We start from the raw sequence: 18635 nt of genomic DNA, 5'->3' as shown, positions 1-18635 counted from the left end.
GAACCCAAAGGAACGACCTAAATTCTTTAGTCTTTGGATAAAACAAAATTCAAAGATAAAAGCGCAGTAAAAAACCAATGAATAAGAACCTAAGTACCCAAATCTCTTCATTTTTAGTCGATGATACGCTAAATCTTGATTATTCCATCTTTCGTTTAAATCTTTATCTCAACGGTCTTGGAGATGCCTACAAGCCCTACAAAATTGATTATCACACCGTATTGACCAGCTATTATTTGTGGGGGGGGAAGAATTTGGAAGAATTTTGTCAAGACCAAACGGTAAGCTATTTTCTTATGAACCCTATGAATGATTCACCTGAGGCAAGAGAGGCGTTAAGTTTGGAAATCAGGGAATTTTTGTCTGGAAAATAAACTTGGGTTGAAGAAGGGGATTGACTTCAAAAAAGACCTTCTAGTTCGGTAAAATTTATATTTTTGCAATCCATTTTCGGGATGTGGCGCAGTCTGGTAGCGTACACGCATGGGGTGCGTGTGGTCGCTGGTTCGAATCCAGTCATCCCGACAAGTTAAAGCGTTGAAGGCTTCCGTAGAAAGTTCACTTTCTTCAGGAAGCCTTTTCGATTTTAATCCAATTAAGAATAAAGCGGCAATGAATAGTTTCTGCTAATACCAGTTGTGAATAAGAAATCGGAAATGAGGGTAGAAAACTAATCAATACTACGGTTTTGGGATTCTAATACAAATCAAAAAGGATTCCCTCATCTAAATCAGAAAAATAAAAGCTTCAAACTAGCATTAGGAGTAATTCCTAATGAACGCTGAAGAATTTGTTGGGCTTCATTTTGCGGATTGACCCTAAAAAAAGTGTTTATGGGATTCTCACGATTGAGTAAGTTCCAAATTGAAACACCGGTTCGCAGGCTCGTTTTCTTACCGATTTTGGCGCTATAAATTGCAGAAAAATCCAGACGTATGAAATCGTCCAATTCGTTTGAGTTAGCCATACCATAATTAATCTCCCCATCAACAACTTCGTTATTAGACAACGGGGGCGTAAACGGCTTTCCTGTTCGCCAATTCCCACCTATGGCCAAATTCAATTTTGATGTGGAAAAGGTAATTCCTGAGGTTATCGAGTGGGTAATATCAAAATTACTTCGGAATTCTGTTTCGGGAAGTTCATCAAAATCATAACCACTGTTCAAGTACCCATAGCTTAGCCATAGATTCCATTTTTGCAATTGTTTTCGTAGTAGAAAATCGACACCAAAGGCATCGTATCTTCCTGAGGTTCTGACAAATTCAAAGCTATCCAAAAAGCCTTGGCTCTTGGTGGTTATTCCATCAACTTCCTTAAGAAATCCTACGGTATTAATCAGCCAACCCGATTCTTGATAACTCAATCCCAAAGACCCCTGTTTGCTTTGGATTACTGGAATGTCCATATCGTTGGAAAGTTGCCATCGCCTTCTTTCAATGCCTAAAAAATCATTTTGGAAATTAATAATTTGTGAGGTATTCTGATGTTTAAACTCACCCAAAACCTCTAGGTTGAAATACTTCAAAAACCTATGGTTGAAGCTCAATCGGGGTTCCCAAAGTTGCCTTCTGAACTTGTCCAAATAGTTAAAACGCACTCCTACATTCAAGTATGTATTTCGGTTGGAACTTGACCAATCCAGCTCAGAGAAAACCCCATGCGTCCTCAATAACTCCCCTTCCAACCGGCGAAAAATGGGATTGTCTACATCATCAAGATTGGTCACTTTCGTTTCAATGAACTGATAGCCACTGCGCAAGATGAAGTTTTCTTGGAGTTCGTTTTGGGCCACGAATCGAGCACCCGTTTCAGATACTAGGTTTTCCTGTAAAAAACGCTGATCCTGTAGGACATTGGCATTGATCCCCCGAAGCTTGTAATCGGTATTGTAAATATCGATTTCCGTCTTAAAACGGTCATTCCATTGTCGTTGGTAAAAGAAGCCAGCTGCTATGCTGGTCTGGTCAAGTCCACTTTCCCGCTCCACCTGATTGTTTCCGACTTCCGCACTTTCGGTAAAAACCACTTCATTGGCAGTATGTATAAAGTTTAGACGCAAGAAATCCTTATCGCTTGGGCGATACAAAAATCGCAAGGAAGCATCATAAAAATCAAACTCGATATCCGAGTTGGTTACCAAAGCATCGTTCACTTCAATTTCGGTGTCTTGAGCGATACGACTAAAATATTCCGAGTAAGTGGGTGTCTCAAAAAAATCACTGATTGCTTTTCTCGCTGCAACTTGAACGGAGGCATTTTCACCCAAAGGTGCATCAACAAAACCGTTGGCATCGATAAGATTGATACCAAGACTACCCTTTAAAGCAGGATTGATGTTCTTATCGGTGCTCATCGCAATAGTACCCGATACCCCATCAGTAAAGCTGGAAGGGGTACCATTTTTCTGAAGGGCCACTTTTTGTGTAATCTGGGGATTGAACATAGAAATCAAACCAAAAAAATGGCCAGACTGATACATCTTTATATTGTCCCAAAGTATGAGATTCTGGTCATTGCTCCCACCTCGGATATTGATATTGGAGACGGTTTCGTCAATACTTAGAATTCCAGGTAGGGCCTGCACGGATTGCAGGACATCCTTTTCGACCAATCCCGGCAGGATAGAGAATTGGTCAAAATCGAGTTGAAAAGCACCATTATCCAATTTGTCCATGCCACGGATTAGGTATTGGGAAAGGATGATTTCAGGTAGTTTTTGTTGTTCAGCCACCATATGGATGGTACCGCATTGGGAAGTATCGAACAAATGAGCTTCCCTGCGGATAGTCCTATGTCCAATATGCCTGATGACTATGGTTTGAGATATGCCTTGCAAAGCCAACTCAAAAAAGCCTTCTTCATCAGTCACGGTACCTTTACCATTGGATTGAATAGTGGTATAGGATAAAGGTTCATTGCTGTCCTTATCACGGACGTAACCGCAGAGAAGAGTGGCTCTTGCCTTTATGGAAATGGCATTTTGGGAAAGAAAAACAAAATCCAAACCGGTATCTTGTCTCAGCTGTTCGACAATCTCTGGCAAACTGGATTCTTTGTTAGGGATAGCTACGGTGATTTCCTCAAGCAAATCAGAGGCATAATTGAATCGTACCTCAAAGCGGCCTTGAAGCTCTTCTAAAATGGTGATGAGTGGTCTTTTTTCAGCGGTTTCCTGGGCCAGTGACGGCTCGCAGAGCAATAAAGCTAGGAGATAAAGTATAGAATAGCATCTATTTTTCACGTGGCTTCACCCTAACTTTTTTGTTTTCCAAAATAACAAAGTCCAAATCCAAAGGGACTGCAATCGATTTTAGGGCATTATCCAGGTTGTCATGTACAAAACCGCCTGTAAATAAACGTTGATTATCAACATTATCCAAAGTGATGTTTATACCGTATTGTCTTTCCAGCTCATCAAATACTTGGGATACGGGAACCCTCTGGAAATCACTGACATTTTTGGTCCATTGAGGTGTGGAATAGCTGTTCTTGCCTTCTTCCATCTCCCCATTGAACCATCGCACGTTATCTCCCTTTTCTAGTATTTTCTTTTGATTTTTTACTGTGACCCGAACGGTTCCTTCAAAACATCGTACTTCAAAAAAATCACCTCTTTGCTTCACATTGAATTCAGTGCCTAAAACGGCAACCTCACCTTTGGGAGTACTTACGGTAAACTGTTTCCCTTTGGCTACATCGAAAAAAGCCTCCCCTTCCAGTTGAATGGTTCTATCGTCGTTCCACCCATGTTTGCTGTATGCCATTTCAGATAGCGCATTGACCGAAACCACTGATGCATCAGGAAGCTCTACGGTAATTTTCTGCCCAAATTGGGTTTCCACATGGGTTAGATTTTCATAAAAAAAGGCATAGTATGCAGTAAAACCTATAATTAGAACGCTAGCAATTTGCATAAGCGGCCTTAGCCAGTTGAGCTTTCGTACCGGGGTGCTCTGGAGTTTGAGGACTTGTTTGAATTCCTCATAGGTTTTAGGTTGGGAGAACTGGGAGGCTTGGAAATTCTTGGCATCGGCTGCGATACCTTTTAAGAACGCTGCATCCTCAAGGGCCTCAAAAGCCTTTTCTTCCTTCTCCGTGAGCTCTCCTGCCAGCCATTTTTCTACCAAGTAATCCTTGTCCATACGCATCTTACTTTGTAATGGAACAACTTAACTGTCCATTTTCCTGATTATTTTATGTTAAAACCCTTTAATTCTGTCTTCAATACCTTGAATGCTGAATATATCCTGTATTCAACCACCTTTCTCGTAACGCCCAATAGGTCTGCAATTTCTCCATGTTTTTTCCCTTCGGCTTTGTTTAATAGAAAGGCTGTTCGCTGTTCCTCGGTCAAACTAGCCAGCACTTCTTGATATTTTTTAAAGTACTCCTCTTTCTCCAAAAGAAATTCGGGAGACTCGTGGGTTACATCTTTGGGCTTGTCGTTTTGATATTTAAGAACCACTTTTTGATGCTTGACCTCGTTTAGCATTAAATTATTGGCCACTGTAAATAAAAATGACTTGGCCTTATCTGGGGTTACTTTTTTGCAATTTTCCCAAAGTTTGATAAACGCCTCTTGCGTCTTATCGGTTGGGTCAAGCCTTTCCCCATACTTATAATACAGATAATCATGCAGGCTATCGGCCAAACGCTCATAGAGTCCCCTAAATATAGAATCCTCGCATATATCCTTGTGCAGCTCTTTCTTCAAAATGTCCGGCTGGGTTCAGGTTAAAAGTAAAAAAATAAATTCTTCAATTTTTTTCAGGAGTTTTTAGGTTTGGGTTGTTTTAGTAGTGAACACAGCAATTGTAAAATATAAAACCTATGAAAAATACCATGAAAGCACTTAGTTTTTTACTAGTGATTCTTACACTTTCCTTGGGCTCCTGTCGTGAGGAAGAGTCTGTTTTTATTGAAGGTCCTCAGGAAGAGACCTTGGCAGCGAATTCGAACGTGGCCAATTTATTGCGAAACACTGCTTCCAAAGATGGTTCCGATGACAACATTATTGACAATGCAAGCTGCATTTCCATTCAACTTCCAGTAACCGTTGTGGTGGACGGTGTTGAAATCATTGTGGATTCGACTGAAGACTTGGAGGTAATTGAAGACATCTTTGATGAGTTTGATGACGATGAAGATATTCTGGAAATATTATTTCCCATAACCATCATCCTAAGTGATTTTACTGAATTAGTCATCAACAATGTGGATGAATTGGAAGACTTTACAGATGACTGTGACGGGGAAAATGAATTTGATGATGACATTGAATGTGCAGACATCAAATATCCAGTCACTGCCTCGGTATTCAACACCAACAATGAGGTTATTGACACCATTACCTTCAACAATGACCAAGAACTTTATGTGTTTATTGATGACCTTGATGAGGATGATATTGTACAAGTGAATTTTCCGGTTACCGTAATCTTGTTCGATGGTACTGAGGTCGAGGCCACAAATCTTGATGAATTGGAGGATATTTTGGAGGATGCTGAAGATGACTGCGATGAGGATGACGACAATGATTTTGATGATGATGATTGCGATAATTGCACTACTGAACAACTTTCAGATGTTTTGACCAGCTGTTCAGATTGGAGCGTGGATGAATTGGAACGCAATGATCAAGATTTGGACGAGCAGTTTGAGGCATACCGCTTTAATTTTGCAGGTGATGGAACTTTAACCGCGGAGACCGACTCAGAGTCCTTCTCCGGTACTTGGGAAACTAGTGGTTCCGGCAATGATATTACCGTGGTCATAGACATACCTGATTTAAGTGATTTCAATGCCAGTTGGAACCTTCATGAAATTGAGCAAGAAGTTGGTGAAAGTGAAGTTGAACTAAGAATGGGAGATGACGAACTTAGTTTCGAAAGCGACTGTTCAGGAAACTAAGAGGACAAGGTTGCTTCTAGAGAAATTCAAATTAATGTATTGAGTTTCGGAAAAACAGGTCCATATTTTCCGTTAGCTGAAAAGAGAGCGATTATCCGCTCTCTTTTATTTGAAAAACAAGGAGTTAGGAAAAAAATAAAAATTTTCAGGAGTTTTTGACCCAAGGTTGTTTTATGTACGAAAACAATGATATTAAACGTTTTATCCCTACTTAAACCAAATTTTTGTTATGAAACATGTTCTTTTATTCGCTATGGTTTTTTCACTGGTTCTGGTATCCTGCAGTAATGACGATGGACCAACAGCAAGTGTTTCCGTAAATGGAACCCAATTAACGGCTACCCCATCCAATTTTGTAGTGGGCGACCGTTCCGATTTTAACGGGGATATTGATGCCAGCTTTACCGGTAACGGTGGTACAGCAACTCGTGTGTTCAGTTGGAACAATAATCTTAGCACCGCTGACTACAACGCTGATATCACGGCCACTGCCCAGGGAACTTTTCAGATGGTGGTCCGCGATTCTGAAGGAGCAACCGTGTTGGACAGAAGCCTAAATGGTGCAGTTGAACCTGATTCGTTTGACGGGGTCACCTCTTCGGGTACATCAGGAATCTGGACGGTAACCATAACTGTAACTGATTTTAATGGTGATGGCAGTTTCTCTTTAAGTGAAGGTGACTAGAAATCAGTTTGAAACAAAGAATTATGAGGTTGTCTGAAAAGGCAGCCTCTTTTTTTGATTTGAGATTAATCAATTTATTTCAGTCAGATTTGCTTAGTTTTATATCAAGGTTTTACATAAAACTCCACTTTTTTCTATTTGAAAGTGCAAAGAGGTGAGTATTTAAGATTAAATAGTGCTGTTATCTGATAGACAGCGACTTATATATTGGATGATGGTCCGTCATCCCAACAAGTTAAAGCGTTAAAGGTTTTCTTAGAGAGTATACTTTTTAAGGAAACCTTTTTACTTTTAGACTAAAACTGCTTTAACAGGGTGATTTTACTTATGAATTGGGTGCTTTGCTGTATAGGATCAAAAATTTCCGTCTGAGTATCATTTAATACAATATAGATAAAGGATAATGGTGTGTATTCCCAGCTGAACCGGACGTTCCATCTACCTTGTTCATCAAAGCTGTTGTATTGGTAAAACGTAGAAAGCTGGACTCTTGGGTTTAAGGCCAATCGCAATGTTCCGGTATATAAATCGGTATTCAAATCTTCAGATAGAATCCCTACCCCATTAATATTGTTATTTTCATAGTCAATATTCATGGCGATATGTGGTACTGGAGCGTACCTCAATCCTGCTATGACCGAATTCCGAACCCCATTATAAAAATTACCGAAATCATATCGTATTGAGCCCGAAAACTTTTTGGACCGATCGGAATTATAGCGAAGTGTGTATCGCGTATAACTATAACGCCCTTCCGCAATTTCTAGTCCTAAAGGAGAAAAATTAAAGTTGATGTTCTGCCATGTTGGGGTGAGGGAAGCTTCTAGAAAACTATTGTCCTTGAACCAAGTATAAATTGGAAAAATATACAGATTGGACTGCTGAAAATTTCCAAAGTCCTCAAAATCATGGAAATAATTAAAAAAGGCCCCCGGGTCCCAACGACGTACAAAGGGCAACCATTTAGGACGTAAAATGGGATACCCTCCAGGGCTGTGTTGCATGACGTTTCGCTGACGGACAAAACCCATGTCTGGAGTGTAGTTTTCACTAACAAAATTGTTAAAATAACCGATATAATAATCGTTCGTGCGCTTGCCAGCAAAGAATCTTCCCGCATATCCGTTTTCTTCAGTTTCGCTGTCTATCGAAGTAGATAACAGATAGGAGAATGTGACTTCGCTCTGCGGACGGATAAAACCGTCTATGGAAATTGTGGTGTTATTTTGACTGGATTGATTCAATGCGGCCAGTGCATCGTCCCTCCTGTATGTTACCATGGCACCAAAGTTATTTTCCTTACCATAGTTCTGAAGGTAGCGAGCCACTCCAAAGGTGGCACCTGCACTATCTTCGGTATCCCGTTGACGAACGGTGAGTGCTGCTAGGGTACGATTTTCATTTCTGTCCGTAAACCTCGCACCAGCATCCAAAGGCGCCGGAGCAGCGTTAAAAGCGTTGGAGAGACCTATGGTACGACTAAAAAAAGGTCGAACAAAAGAATTGCCAGCCCCTGCCCAAATTCCAGAGTTTTCCAAAAAAAATTGTCGTCTTTCTGGGAAAAAGATGTTGAACCGTTCCAAGTTGTTTACGGCTTGGTCAACATCCGCTTGGGCGAAATCCGTATTGATGGTTAAATCCAGTACTGCATTTGGACTAATGGCCCATTTGACATCCCCGCCAATTTTGGGATTGTTCAATTTATCGACTAACACATCTCCCTCTCTGCTTTCATCATACTGGTAGAGTGCGTAAGGTTCAATACGAATATTGGAAGAAGGGGGAGGTACTTCCAAACCCGTGAGTTTGGCAGCATAGGTCATACGATTTTCTGAAAAAGACTGGGGAATTGCCGGAAAAACAGTTTTCTCGTAGTCTTTCCGGGCCAGTCTAAAAAAAGTGATGCCCCATTCCACTGGAATACCTTCCACAGGGTTATCATATCGAATGGATTTAAATGGAATGGCAAATTCAGCGAAATACCCTTTATTTGTTCTTTGGGTGCGCACGCGCCACAGGGCGTTCCAATCCTCATCCCTGTTGTTGTCGTTAAAATTTTGAACGTCTTGCTGATTACCATAGGGTGTAGTTTGAAAGGAAACAGCATATTGTTTGGTGTTTTGGGCATCAATTTGAATGCCGAATACATCATTCTCCAACCCATTAAAATCTCTACTTAGGTCCTGCATCCGAACTCCTTTTTTTCCCAGGGAATCCAAAGCAAAAACCCCGAAATAAATGTATTTGTCATCGTACAGGATACGTACTTCTGAGGGATTCTTGATTGTCCCACCTTGCACCGGCTCTACTCGAAAAAAATCGGTAACGGGTTGTGCCAAATTCCAGTCGGATTCATCCAACCGACCATCGATGGTTATCATGCCTTGGGCTCTTGAGGCTGTTATAATCACCGGATTTTCTGGTGGGGGAAAGTTGTCAACAAGCTGCTGTGCTTTTCCCATCCAAGAGCTGGACAAAAGAATCAATAGAAGTAATCTTTTCATATCAGCTCGAGCTAAGCATACCTGCTTTTTTTGTTTGTCCAGAAAATAGGAATCCAACAGCAAATAGTACTATTGAAATCAGCAATAAAATGGGAATGGCCCCAAAAGAAGCATATGACTTTTGCTCATATTGAAATTGAGGAAGGTTCGTGTAATCCTTTTGGGAAAAGTCTTGGTTGTTAAATAGGAACGGTAAAAAATGTTCTCTCCATTTCCCTGCAAATCCGATTACTTGTCTTCTAAAGTGCTCATAATCCCTTGTGGAAGTTCCCGCCATCTCATTCAAGGATTCTTGTGCAATTATGGCCGGAGAGACCCATTTTAGGTTTCCTACCCATTTTTGTTGTTTTTTCAATTGATCCTCATACGCGCTGACAAGTGGTGACAATTCTTCCTTAACCAATTTTTGCGAGGCCATATAGCGATGATAGAATCCACGGGATTGGGTAGTATCATTAATTGCATATTCTGGGTGGTCTCGCAAGTAGTTGTCCAATATTTCATCTTGTCTCTCAGACAATTCTGCCTTAAGGGTCCGCATTTCATTAATCATTAAGGTCCTTGAGGGCATTGGGTATAGTGTATTGCCCAATTGGTTTAGCATTGAGGGTACTAAAAGTACGAATGCCACCCAAAGACCAAGCAGTGTTACAGCGTTCTTAGCTGAGCTGCCTACCCACAGGTTGATTAGGAATGTAATAGCAAACCAAAACAGCATATAAGCCAAAACCAGTGCGATAAGTCCCAAAAAGGTAGCCACATCAGAAAATGGATTCAGACCTACTGCGAAAAAAACAAGAACTAGAGTTCCAATAACAAGTACGGAAAGCCAGAAGAAACGAAGTCCCAATTTTTGCAAAACCCAACTATGAATTCTGATGGGTTGTGAAGCCAAGAGCCGAAGAGAGCCACTTTCCTTTTCTGCAGAAAGTACGTTGTAAGAGAATGCGATTATAAGTAAAGGAAGAAGGTAAACAATCACAAACGCCAAATCAAAACTGCCAAATAGCAATTGCACTGGACTAGTCATTTCAGCAAAGTTCAAAGCGAAATCGTCTCCGGATACTTTTGGTTTTACATAATGCGTGAATAGGTCTCCCTGACCTGTGGCAATAAAAGCCATGGGTTGTGGGTCCATCGCAGCGACCCTTGGGCGATAGTTTCCTACAGCCATGGGGTTGGTGGGAATAGTCCATCTGGATGCGCTTACCTGCATTCCACGTTCCACCGAATCAAGTAGTTTCAACATCATTATATCATTCTCTTTAACTTCGAGATGCGCATCCGCTATATCTTTTTCGCGTTTTTCTATTTTTTGTAGACCGTTATAAGTCGAAAATCCAAATAATACCAATAGAATGATGCTTAAGAGTTGAATCCATCTGCTGCGCAAAAGAAGTTTCAGCTCGTATTTGAAATTATATGACAACATGATTATACGTTTTTGATTGATACTAAAAGAAATCCAAAGGAGGCGGCAAACCATACTCCCATAATCACAAGGTTAGAAGAATTCCTGGAAAGAATAGTACGTAATTCCGGAGGGTCGTATTCAAAAGCAGGCAAATCCTTCCAAAAATTAGCATCAGCTTTATACCTCCAATTGCCATACTCAGAATTCTGGGCAAAATTGTCATTCAGGAACTTTTGAGTGGCAATTCGATATTCTTCTGCGGCATCGGCAAAATCCCAATGGGTAGCGTAATCTGTATGCGCAATGGACATGCTTAAAAAACGAGTGGGCAAATAGGGCGATATCGCCGCTAGGCCCCTGTACACTTTCGATTGTTGTGCGAATTGGTCTTTTAAATGATTGTAATGCTTAAAATAAACTTCAGCCTCATGTTCTTCACCCTTTTGCATACGATAGGCATCAAAATTAAAGGGCAATTGATGAAGGCTGTCCACACCATGTTCCTGTAAAACCTGCTGCTCCAGAAGCTTTGCTTCCTTACTCCAGGGGTTGTGACCGTCCAAGCCTTCTTTTTTATCTTTTAATACATTGGCTGCGAATTCCTGTCGGGTGGGATAGGGATGTTTGCTTTCAGCAATATTGCTAGCTGCTTTTGGAGCAGCCAAGCAGGCGATAATCCAAACACAAAGGGAAACCACCAGGGAAATGCCTGACCTTTTGGCTACTGCGGAAATGAGTAGTACTATATTGGTAAAAATCATATAGTAAACCACAAAAACTAGGAACATCGTAAAAAGCGATCCCCAATTAAATACCCCAAAGTCATTGAGATTGGACAACAAAACCCCCGCTATCAGAAATAAAATGAATGTAATGCCCAAAACGGGTAGGAATAGCGCAAGCCATTTGCCCAACATCCATTTCCAATTGGATATTCCCTGGCTCTTGAGTAAAGTAAGGGTTCCCATTTCCCGTTCTTTGGAAAAGCTGTTATAGCCTAATAAGGTTATTAAGAGTGGTATAATAAATAAGAGGATGAAATCTGGAGTAAGGTCACCAAAACGAGCAAGTCCGGTTTGGTCCGTAGCAGCACTGAATTGTGCCTCATTTCGCTTGTGGGCTTCCAGAAAAATAGAGGTTCCAGCATATTTATCAACCCCTTGGTCCACTAAGGACAAAGGGTATTTGGGTTTAAAAGCATAAGTGCCATAATGTGCAGCAGAATGCGGATTTTTTTCTCCTTGGTTATCCCACAATCCACGCTCAATATTGGTTGCTGTGGCATACTGCTCGTTTATGTTTTGGTATTGCTTGGTACTTATCCAAACGGCGATACCCAACAGAAAGAGGACAATAATGAGAGAAATACGCACTCGACCCTCTCGAAAAAGTTCTTTGGTTTCTTTTAGAAAAGTCTTGAAAATCATAACGCCAATTCTTTATATTCCATGGTATTGAGGTAGGCCTTTTCCAAATCTTGAAGTGAAATATCAGCAGCAACCATTTCCTGTTTCAATTGACCGTCTTTCATGATTCCAATATGGGTGGCTACCTCCTTGGCTCGAAAGAGGTCATGAGTAGCCATAAGCGTGGCTACTCCTTTGGCGCGTAGTTTTTGTAACAGCAAACCAAATTCGTTGCTGGCTTTGGGGTCTAAACCAGACGTAGGCTCATCCAACAGCAACACTTTGGCATCTTTCGCCAAAGCAATGGCTATACCTACCTTTTGCCGCATTCCTTTGGAAAAAGTGGAAATTCGCTTTTGGAAAGCTTCCGATTGCAGTCCAGATTCGTCCAGAAATGCTCCCAGCTGCTCTTTTGAAAGCTTTTTACCCGCGATTCCCGAGAAGTACTCTAAATTTTCCATGGCGGATAGGCTAGGGTACAACATTAGATTTTCTGGAATATAGGCTAGAAATCGCTTTGTCGCCTTTAGGTTTTCATGGACATTCATTTGATTGATAAAAGCACTTCCAGAAGAAGGTTCTATAAACCCAAGTAGGAGGTTAATGGTTGTGGTCTTACCGGCACCATTTGCCCCAAGAAGACAATAAATGTCGCCCTCCTTAATGTTCATGTTCAGTTTATCAAGTGCCGTTTGGTCACCGTATTTTTTTGTAAGATTGTTCGTTATAATCATCGGTTTGTATATGAACTATGTTTGGAAATCCTCATTTCATGGTGGTATAAATAAAACCATGGAGTTCAAGCGTAGTAGTTGTATGGTTAATCCACTTGAATAGATAATCAAAAGTGATTTGGACCTATGCCTTGAATAGAAAGGCTGATACTTTTAAACTTTGGGTTACGATAAGGAAGGTGGCGGCCTAGACAAGAAATAAGTTTCCCATAATCCGGATAACACCAAAGAATCTAAGGTAATAATTGGGTCTTGGAACACAGGACTAACTACCTTCGTCTGGATGCTATCAAAATCAGCGGTTAAAATATCCGATTGCTGAAAAAAGAAAGTTAGAAAACAAAGCTCACACTCATTTTCATGTTCGTGGGTTTTGTCCTCGTGTTTGTCATGGTGTTCATAAACATGGAACGCAGAAACCTTTAGAAGAAGCAGGCCTGTAAACAGCAGCGTACCTATATGTTTAATTCCAACGTTCACAATATCACAAATCTAGAAGATTTCGATAGGGAATATATGTTAAGGATATTATAATTTTAACCTTATGGTTACTTACAAAGAGACGGAAAGCCATACAAACATTACTTTACACACTAACAGCAAACAAAGGACTGAATCGAACAAACCCTAATTTTTGTAAATTAAGCAATCAAAAATCCGTTTACTTAATCCTTAAATCCTAACGAATTGAAAACAAAAGTCATCCTTCTTTTTCTTATTGTAGCTACACTTACCAGTTTTCAGCAGAGTACAACTTCGAACATTTCAAAAATTGAAAAAGGGATGGTCAAAGTGGCCATACTTTACCCGAATGATGAAGGAAAAACTTTTGATATGGAGTACTATTCAACCAAGCACATGCCCATGGTCGCAGGTTTGTTTGGTGACGCCCTGAAGTTTATGCAGATTGACAAAGGTATATCGGGAAGAACCCCAGATGAACCCGCACCCTGTTTGGCTGCCGGTTATTTCTACTTTGACACTCTGGCGGATTACCAAAATGTTTTTGGACCAAATGCTGAAAAGATTCTAAGTGATATTCCAAATTATACCAACATTCAGCCCGTTGTGCTCATCAGTGAGGTAGTCCAATAGTCCTCTCCAGTTCTTCTACTTTCAAACATGAAACCTAGTAAGCAGTAGGTTTCATTAGATTCAATCTGCCTGATTTCGTTGGTTTCAGGAAGCGGTACTGAAGTCTAAGTAAAATGAAAAATCTCAACATTTAAAGGACAATGTTTTTATAAAACCTTGAAATGGAATAAGCATTTTCTGGTTTGAAATTGTATTGATCCAAAACCACTATTCGTTAAAGGAGAACGGTCATCTATTAATTCTCCCCCGTATTCCTCTTTCCTGCACAGTAAGTTTACGAAGTAATCAATAATTACAATTAGTTCATCAAATCTTTGTCAATACATCAGCGGTAATATTTGAGCTCCAAATATGTGTTCTTTACCTAAATAACTGATCGATGAAGATTTACGTTACACCAAGGGGTTTTGAGGTTGAGCTCCTTGGTTGTAACGGTTTTGAACCCGCGATATTTTTTTGACTTAATCTACGTGTCTATTTAAAAAAGAGCTGCACCCCAAAGTGGCTCTTTTTTATTGGGATACTCTTTTTTGGAATAAAAATATGCTTTAAGGTTATCCAATACTCATGTTGACAAACTATCACATTCAACTGTAAGTTTTTGGTCAAAAAAGCTACTTTTGTAGTAACAACTTATACACGAAGATTAGGTTATGTCAGAAGAAATAGAAAGAATGAAAACTTTGATAATTGGCTCAGGACCTGCGGGCTACACTGCTGCCATTTATGCGGCAAGAGCCGATTTAAAACCAGTACTTTATACAGGGATGGAACCTGGGGGGCAATTAACTACCACAACCGAAGTGGATAATTTCCCTGGCTATCCTGAAGGAATTGATGGACCAACCATGATGGTACAGCTTCAGCAACAGGCTGAACGATTTGGGACCGATGTTCGCATAGGTATGGCCACCGCCGTGGATTTGAGCGATGAACCAGGTGGTATACATAAAGTTACTATTGATAATTCCAAAGTGATTGAGGCAGAAACGGTTATTATTTCTACGGGAGCTTCGGCCAAATATTTGAATATTCCGAGTGAACAAAAGTTAAGAGGTGGAGGAGTATCCGCTTGTGCCGTTTGTGATGGCTTCTTTTATAAAGGACAGGAAGTAGCGATAGTTGGCGGGGGAGACACGGCTGCTGAGGAAGCTTCTTACTTGGCCAATATCTGTAAAAAGGTGACTATGTTGGTTAGAAAAGATCACATGCGAGCTTCAAAGGCCATGCAGCATAGGGTGAACAGTTTGGAGAACATTGAAATCCGATACAATACAGAAGTGGATGAGGTCATTGGTGATCAGGTTGTAGAGGGTTTACGTATGGTAAACAACCAAACCGGTGAGAAGGAAGAAATTGAAATCACAGGATTATTCATTGCCATCGGACATAAACCCAATACCGACATTTTTAAAGGACAGTTGGAAATGGATGAAACCGGTTACGTAATTACCGAGGGTAAATCCACAAAAACCAGCAAGCCTGGAGTGTTTGCAAGTGGAGATGTTCAAGATAAAGAATATAGACAGGCCATTACCGCAGCGGGTACAGGTTGTATGGCTGCTCTTGATGCCGAGCGATACTTAGCTATGGTGGATTCAAAAGAGGCTGTTGTGTCTTAACAGACTGCGTAACTTGAAAGACAAAAAGGCACCCTAGGGTGCCTTTTTCATTTTAGTTGGTTATTATTTGTTTTCAGTCTATACGCTTGTAGTTCTCGGAAGAGGTACGGTTGCCTTCTTCATCCAAAGTGATTTGACTAAAAGTGTCCTCTTTTAAAATTAATTCAAAGGTGAAATTTCGCATGGTATCCAAAGCTTTCATCATACCATCATCCCCATATTCAATAGTCTCAATGAGCTCATTTTCAGTAATCCGATAGGAACCGTAACCAAACCTCCCGTTGGGTTCATCCGGAACGTAGCGCGTCCACATAATTTTTCCCCTCGAGTACATTTTAACCTGGCGATAACCGTCCGCTTTGGGAATGGTATCAGTGATATCTTGACCATCAAAACTATAAAAACTTTCCAGCTCCCAAGTTCCTTCAATGGAGTGAAAAGATTCAGGTTTAGGTGAAGCCCATTTCGTCGCTGAAACCAAAAAGAGCATCAAAAAAATCAATCCGAGTATTTTCTTCATGGTGGTGTGTTTAAGATTATTGGTGATATTTCACTAATAAGGTACAATAATTTTTATTAAATGTTTAAAAAACAGGAAATTATATTGACAATATGAAAAAAGGCCCAGAATACCTCTGGGCCTTTTTGGCATGGTTTGGTTTGTTTAGTTGAATAACGCTAAAATGCCATGCTCTGAAACGCTGCTAAAAAACGCTTTTTAATATTTATGCACGCTTCCCGAAACTGATTTCTTCTTTTGGACGCTGGCTTCTCCTGTATAGGAAATATCAGCTCCGCTGCTGGCGTCCGCAATCAAGGATTCTGAAACATTAACTGAGATATCCGAGCCACTACTGGCCTCTGCGTTACATTTTTTAACCTCCAACTCTCGAGCTCTAATATCTGCACCACTGCTGGCATCTACATAAAGCATATCCGCTCTTCCCGACAATTTGATATCTGCTCCACTACTCGCATCCGCTTCCACTTCAGAAGCACTGAGTTCAACATGTAAATCAGAACCACTACTGGCATCAAGTTCCAATTTATCCGTACGTATTACGTTTTGCGCTATTAAGTCCGCTCCACTAGAGGTGCTCAATTTATCAATTTGAGGTAGAGAAACATAGATTTTCTTGGTCGCCCTTCCTATATTTTCGGTCGTATGTATACGCAGTTTTCCATCCCTAATATCCGTAGCAATAAGGTCGATTACATTTTCGTCCGCTTCAACCGAAATACTAAATTCGTTGTCTTGGGTAACAAATACATCTAGGCCTTCCGCGGCGGAAACCGCAGTGAAATCCTCAGAAATATTTCGGGTTTCTTCTACAACTACGCCGTTTCCTTTCTTTCCGTTGCCGAAGTTGATGTCAAAATTGCAGGAAGAGGCCAAAATAGCCAGTATAACTGCGATTGCGATTCTTGCTAGTGTTGTCATGATTGTTTTCTTTTAATGATTGATCAAATTTGTTGTTTTCTTTTTTGTTTTGCTAGTTGATTTTACTCAATTGTTGTATTGATAGGCTCAATTGTCATTCTTTTCACCTGCCTTAATTTGGATGCCGTCTTCGTCTATCTTCATTTTGAATGAATCGGAATTGTCTTTTATGTCAATATCCACTCCATCTCCGTCAATGATAATCTTTCCTCCTTCTTCATCTTCATCAACAGATTCGTCTTCTGGACAGTCTTGACATTTAAGTTCACCGTCCTCACCCATGATCCAAAGATGGTCCACAACCCCACTTCGATAATAGTTTTGGTCATTTTTAATGCCCCTTCCCACATGTCCGTAAGTTGATTCATCCACATGAATTACTTTTCCAGCAGGAATGTAAATGGTGGTAGTAACTTCTTGATCACGTGCTTTGTTGGATAGGTCAGTGGTAAGGTGGTCGTTCAAGACCACCTCTCCCTGATTCAATTCATATCCGTAATTAATATTCTTTGCCCGTTCCCTGGCTTTAACGGTAGTGCTTCCATGAGAATCTTTTCTAATGTTGATTTTGACTAGGCTATCTTCTGATTTTCTGATTTTGAACCGAACATCATCCGAAAGCAGGAAACGTTTATCATTCTCATCGTAGGCAAAGGTCATACGTCCAAAGTGTACATCTCCACGGTCGTAATCGAAAGCGGAATTATTCATTCTAATGACCAAGGTGTCTGATGGATTTTCCATGACCAATTCATCCTTAACATTTACGCTACCCACATTGGCAAACTCAGCTGCTTGTCTAACCCCAAGGGCAAATAAGGTTCCGATGGAGATCAGCCAAAGTCCCAATAAGGAGAACTTGGCAATGTTACCTATGGATTTCAGGTTGTTAACCAAAATCTTCAAGCCCAAATACATCAGGAAAAAGAAAGGTATCCCAATGGCAAAGAACATTAACAGTGAAACCAACCATACTGGAGCTCCCGTGGTGTTCACAATCTCGTAGAAATCCACTCCTGGGAAATTCACCGCATTGAACATACCGACAGTAAATAGTGCTATAAATAATCCAATTAGTGTGGATGCACCAATAATGATAAGAAGTACGCCAATGAACTTGCCAAACACTTTGAACAAGAACACAATGATTTCACCTATGGTGTCGAAAAAGGTCTTGGAGCCGCTTTTGACCTTGTTGCCCACTTGTTCGTAGTCAACATTTTTTACCGTGTCCGCAACATCATCAAACCCCTCTTTAACTTTGCGTTCTATATTGCTGATGTTGATGGGCTCCCCCGTCATGTCCAATTTTTGGGAGGTTGTGGCGGCTTCAGGTACCAAAATCCACAACAGGATGTAGGCAATAAGTCCGAAACCGGTGAAAACGGCCAATAGGATGAAAATCAAACGAATCCACAAGGCATCTATGCCAAGATAGTGTTCCAATCCAGCACATACCCCACCAATATACTTTTGGTCAATATCCCGGTACAGTTTTTTGGTCCGTCTGGTGGATGTTTCTTTTCTTCTAGGTTGGTCCTCAAAGATATCTTCGTCTACCATATAGTCTTCTGGCTGACCCATTACGGCAATTACCGCATCTACTTCTTTGTGTGTGATTACCTGCCTTTCATTCTCCATTTTTTCCAAGAAAAGCTCGGCAACCCTTGCCTCTATATCGGCAATGATTTCATCGCTCCCTGCAGTTCCGTCAAAGGAACGTTTTATGGATTCCAAATAGCGCCTCAACTTGTTGTAAGCGTCGTCGTCTATGTGGAAGAGCGTGTTCGCTAAATTTATATTTACTGTTTTGTTCATTGT

At 40.6% G+C, this 18635-nt stretch carries 16 protein-coding genes and 1 tRNA gene; 6 read left to right on the top strand and 11 right to left on the bottom strand.

Features of this window, described 5'->3' with window-relative positions:
• The first annotated feature begins 77 nt into the window (after positions 1–77).
• Both ACSLUF_RS11040 and ACSLUF_RS11035 read left to right on the top strand, forming a co-directional pair.
• Entirely contained in the window at positions 78–374 is a 297-nt protein-coding gene (locus tag ACSLUF_RS11040; protein ID WP_435622841.1) for a hypothetical protein, read from the top strand.
• 77 nt (positions 375–451) lie between these two features.
• Positions 452–525: transfer RNA gene (locus ACSLUF_RS11035), tRNA-Pro, on the top strand.
• A gap of 205 nt (positions 526–730) precedes the next feature.
• Here the strand turns inward: ACSLUF_RS11035 and ACSLUF_RS11030 are convergent.
• From ACSLUF_RS11030 to ACSLUF_RS11020, 3 genes are read right to left on the bottom strand one after another with little or no spacing between them, the layout of a single operon-like run.
• Positions 731–3244: a TonB-dependent receptor gene (locus ACSLUF_RS11030; protein WP_435622840.1), complete on the bottom strand. Its 2514-nt coding sequence runs from the start codon at positions 3242–3244 to the stop codon at positions 731–733.
• Positions 3234–4145 carry a FecR family protein gene (locus ACSLUF_RS11025; RefSeq protein ID WP_435622839.1) on the bottom strand — a complete coding sequence of 304 codons (912 nt, stop codon included), beginning with the start codon at positions 4143–4145 and terminating at the stop codon, positions 3234–3236. The genes ACSLUF_RS11030 and ACSLUF_RS11025 overlap by 11 nt, the downstream gene beginning before the upstream one ends.
• Before the next feature lie 47 nt (positions 4146–4192).
• Positions 4193–4717 (bottom strand): RNA polymerase sigma factor, encoded by a 525-nt coding sequence (locus ACSLUF_RS11020; RefSeq protein ID WP_435622838.1) that lies wholly within the window; start codon positions 4715–4717, stop codon positions 4193–4195.
• A gap of 116 nt (positions 4718–4833) precedes the next feature.
• Here ACSLUF_RS11020 and ACSLUF_RS11015 point away from each other — a divergent pair, with 116 nt between their 5' ends.
• Both ACSLUF_RS11015 and ACSLUF_RS11010 read left to right on the top strand, forming a co-directional pair.
• Positions 4834–5913: a hypothetical protein gene (locus ACSLUF_RS11015; RefSeq protein WP_435622837.1), complete on the top strand. Its 1080-nt coding sequence runs from the start codon at positions 4834–4836 to the stop codon at positions 5911–5913.
• A 229-nt stretch (positions 5914–6142) separates the two neighbouring features.
• Positions 6143–6598: a hypothetical protein gene (locus ACSLUF_RS11010; RefSeq protein ID WP_435622836.1), complete on the top strand. Its 456-nt coding sequence runs from the start codon at positions 6143–6145 to the stop codon at positions 6596–6598.
• A 296-nt stretch (positions 6599–6894) separates the two neighbouring features.
• Here ACSLUF_RS11010 and ACSLUF_RS11005 read toward each other — a convergent pair whose 3' ends face one another.
• The 5 genes from ACSLUF_RS11005 to ACSLUF_RS10985 all read right to left on the bottom strand — a co-directional run bounded on the left by ACSLUF_RS11005 (position 6895) and on the right by ACSLUF_RS10985 (position 13136).
• Complete coding sequence (locus tag ACSLUF_RS11005) at positions 6895–9102, bottom strand: DUF5916 domain-containing protein (RefSeq protein WP_435622835.1); 2208 nt, start codon at positions 9100–9102, stop codon at positions 6895–6897.
• A gap of 1 nt (position 9103) precedes the next feature.
• Complete coding sequence (locus tag ACSLUF_RS11000) at positions 9104–10534, bottom strand: DUF3526 domain-containing protein (protein ID WP_435622834.1); 1431 nt, start codon at positions 10532–10534, stop codon at positions 9104–9106.
• Positions 10535–10536: 2 nt separating this feature from the next.
• Positions 10537–11943: an ABC transporter permease gene (locus tag ACSLUF_RS10995; protein WP_435622833.1), complete on the bottom strand. Its 1407-nt coding sequence runs from the start codon at positions 11941–11943 to the stop codon at positions 10537–10539.
• Positions 11940–12656, bottom strand: a complete 717-nt coding sequence (locus ACSLUF_RS10990; RefSeq protein WP_435622832.1) for an ABC transporter ATP-binding protein — start codon at positions 12654–12656, stop codon at positions 11940–11942. Before ACSLUF_RS10990 ends, ACSLUF_RS10995 begins: the two co-directional genes overlap by 4 nt.
• A gap of 165 nt (positions 12657–12821) precedes the next feature.
• Positions 12822–13136 (bottom strand): hypothetical protein, encoded by a 315-nt coding sequence (locus ACSLUF_RS10985; protein ID WP_435622831.1) that lies wholly within the window; start codon positions 13134–13136, stop codon positions 12822–12824.
• A 207-nt stretch (positions 13137–13343) separates the two neighbouring features.
• On the opposite strand from ACSLUF_RS10985, the gene ACSLUF_RS10980 reads away from it, so the two are divergent.
• Positions 13344–13751 carry an EthD family reductase gene (locus tag ACSLUF_RS10980; RefSeq protein WP_435622830.1) on the top strand — a complete coding sequence of 136 codons (408 nt, stop codon included), beginning with the start codon at positions 13344–13346 and terminating at the stop codon, positions 13749–13751.
• A gap of 653 nt (positions 13752–14404) precedes the next feature.
• Positions 14405–15373, top strand: coding sequence for a thioredoxin-disulfide reductase (gene trxB / locus ACSLUF_RS10975; protein WP_435622829.1), 969 nt, complete (start codon positions 14405–14407; stop codon positions 15371–15373).
• A 73-nt stretch (positions 15374–15446) separates the two neighbouring features.
• Here trxB and ACSLUF_RS10970 read toward each other — a convergent pair whose 3' ends face one another.
• The 3 genes from ACSLUF_RS10970 to ACSLUF_RS10960 form a co-directional block, all read right to left on the bottom strand.
• A complete protein-coding gene (locus ACSLUF_RS10970) occupies positions 15447–15893 on the bottom strand; it encodes a hypothetical protein (protein ID WP_435622828.1) in 447 nt (148 codons plus the stop codon).
• Positions 15894–16091: 198 nt separating this feature from the next.
• Entirely contained in the window at positions 16092–16814 is a 723-nt protein-coding gene (locus ACSLUF_RS10965; protein WP_435622827.1) for a head GIN domain-containing protein, read from the bottom strand.
• A gap of 87 nt (positions 16815–16901) precedes the next feature.
• Positions 16902–18632: a PspC domain-containing protein gene (locus ACSLUF_RS10960; RefSeq protein ID WP_435622826.1), complete on the bottom strand. Its 1731-nt coding sequence runs from the start codon at positions 18630–18632 to the stop codon at positions 16902–16904.
• Positions 18633–18635: the final 3 nt, after the last annotated feature.

Origin of the sequence: Flagellimonas sp., from assembly GCF_965601775.1 — a bacterium.
GTDB lineage: Bacteria > Bacteroidota > Bacteroidia > Flavobacteriales > Flavobacteriaceae > Flagellimonas.
This window is presented reverse-complemented; position numbering and strand designations above follow the sequence as displayed.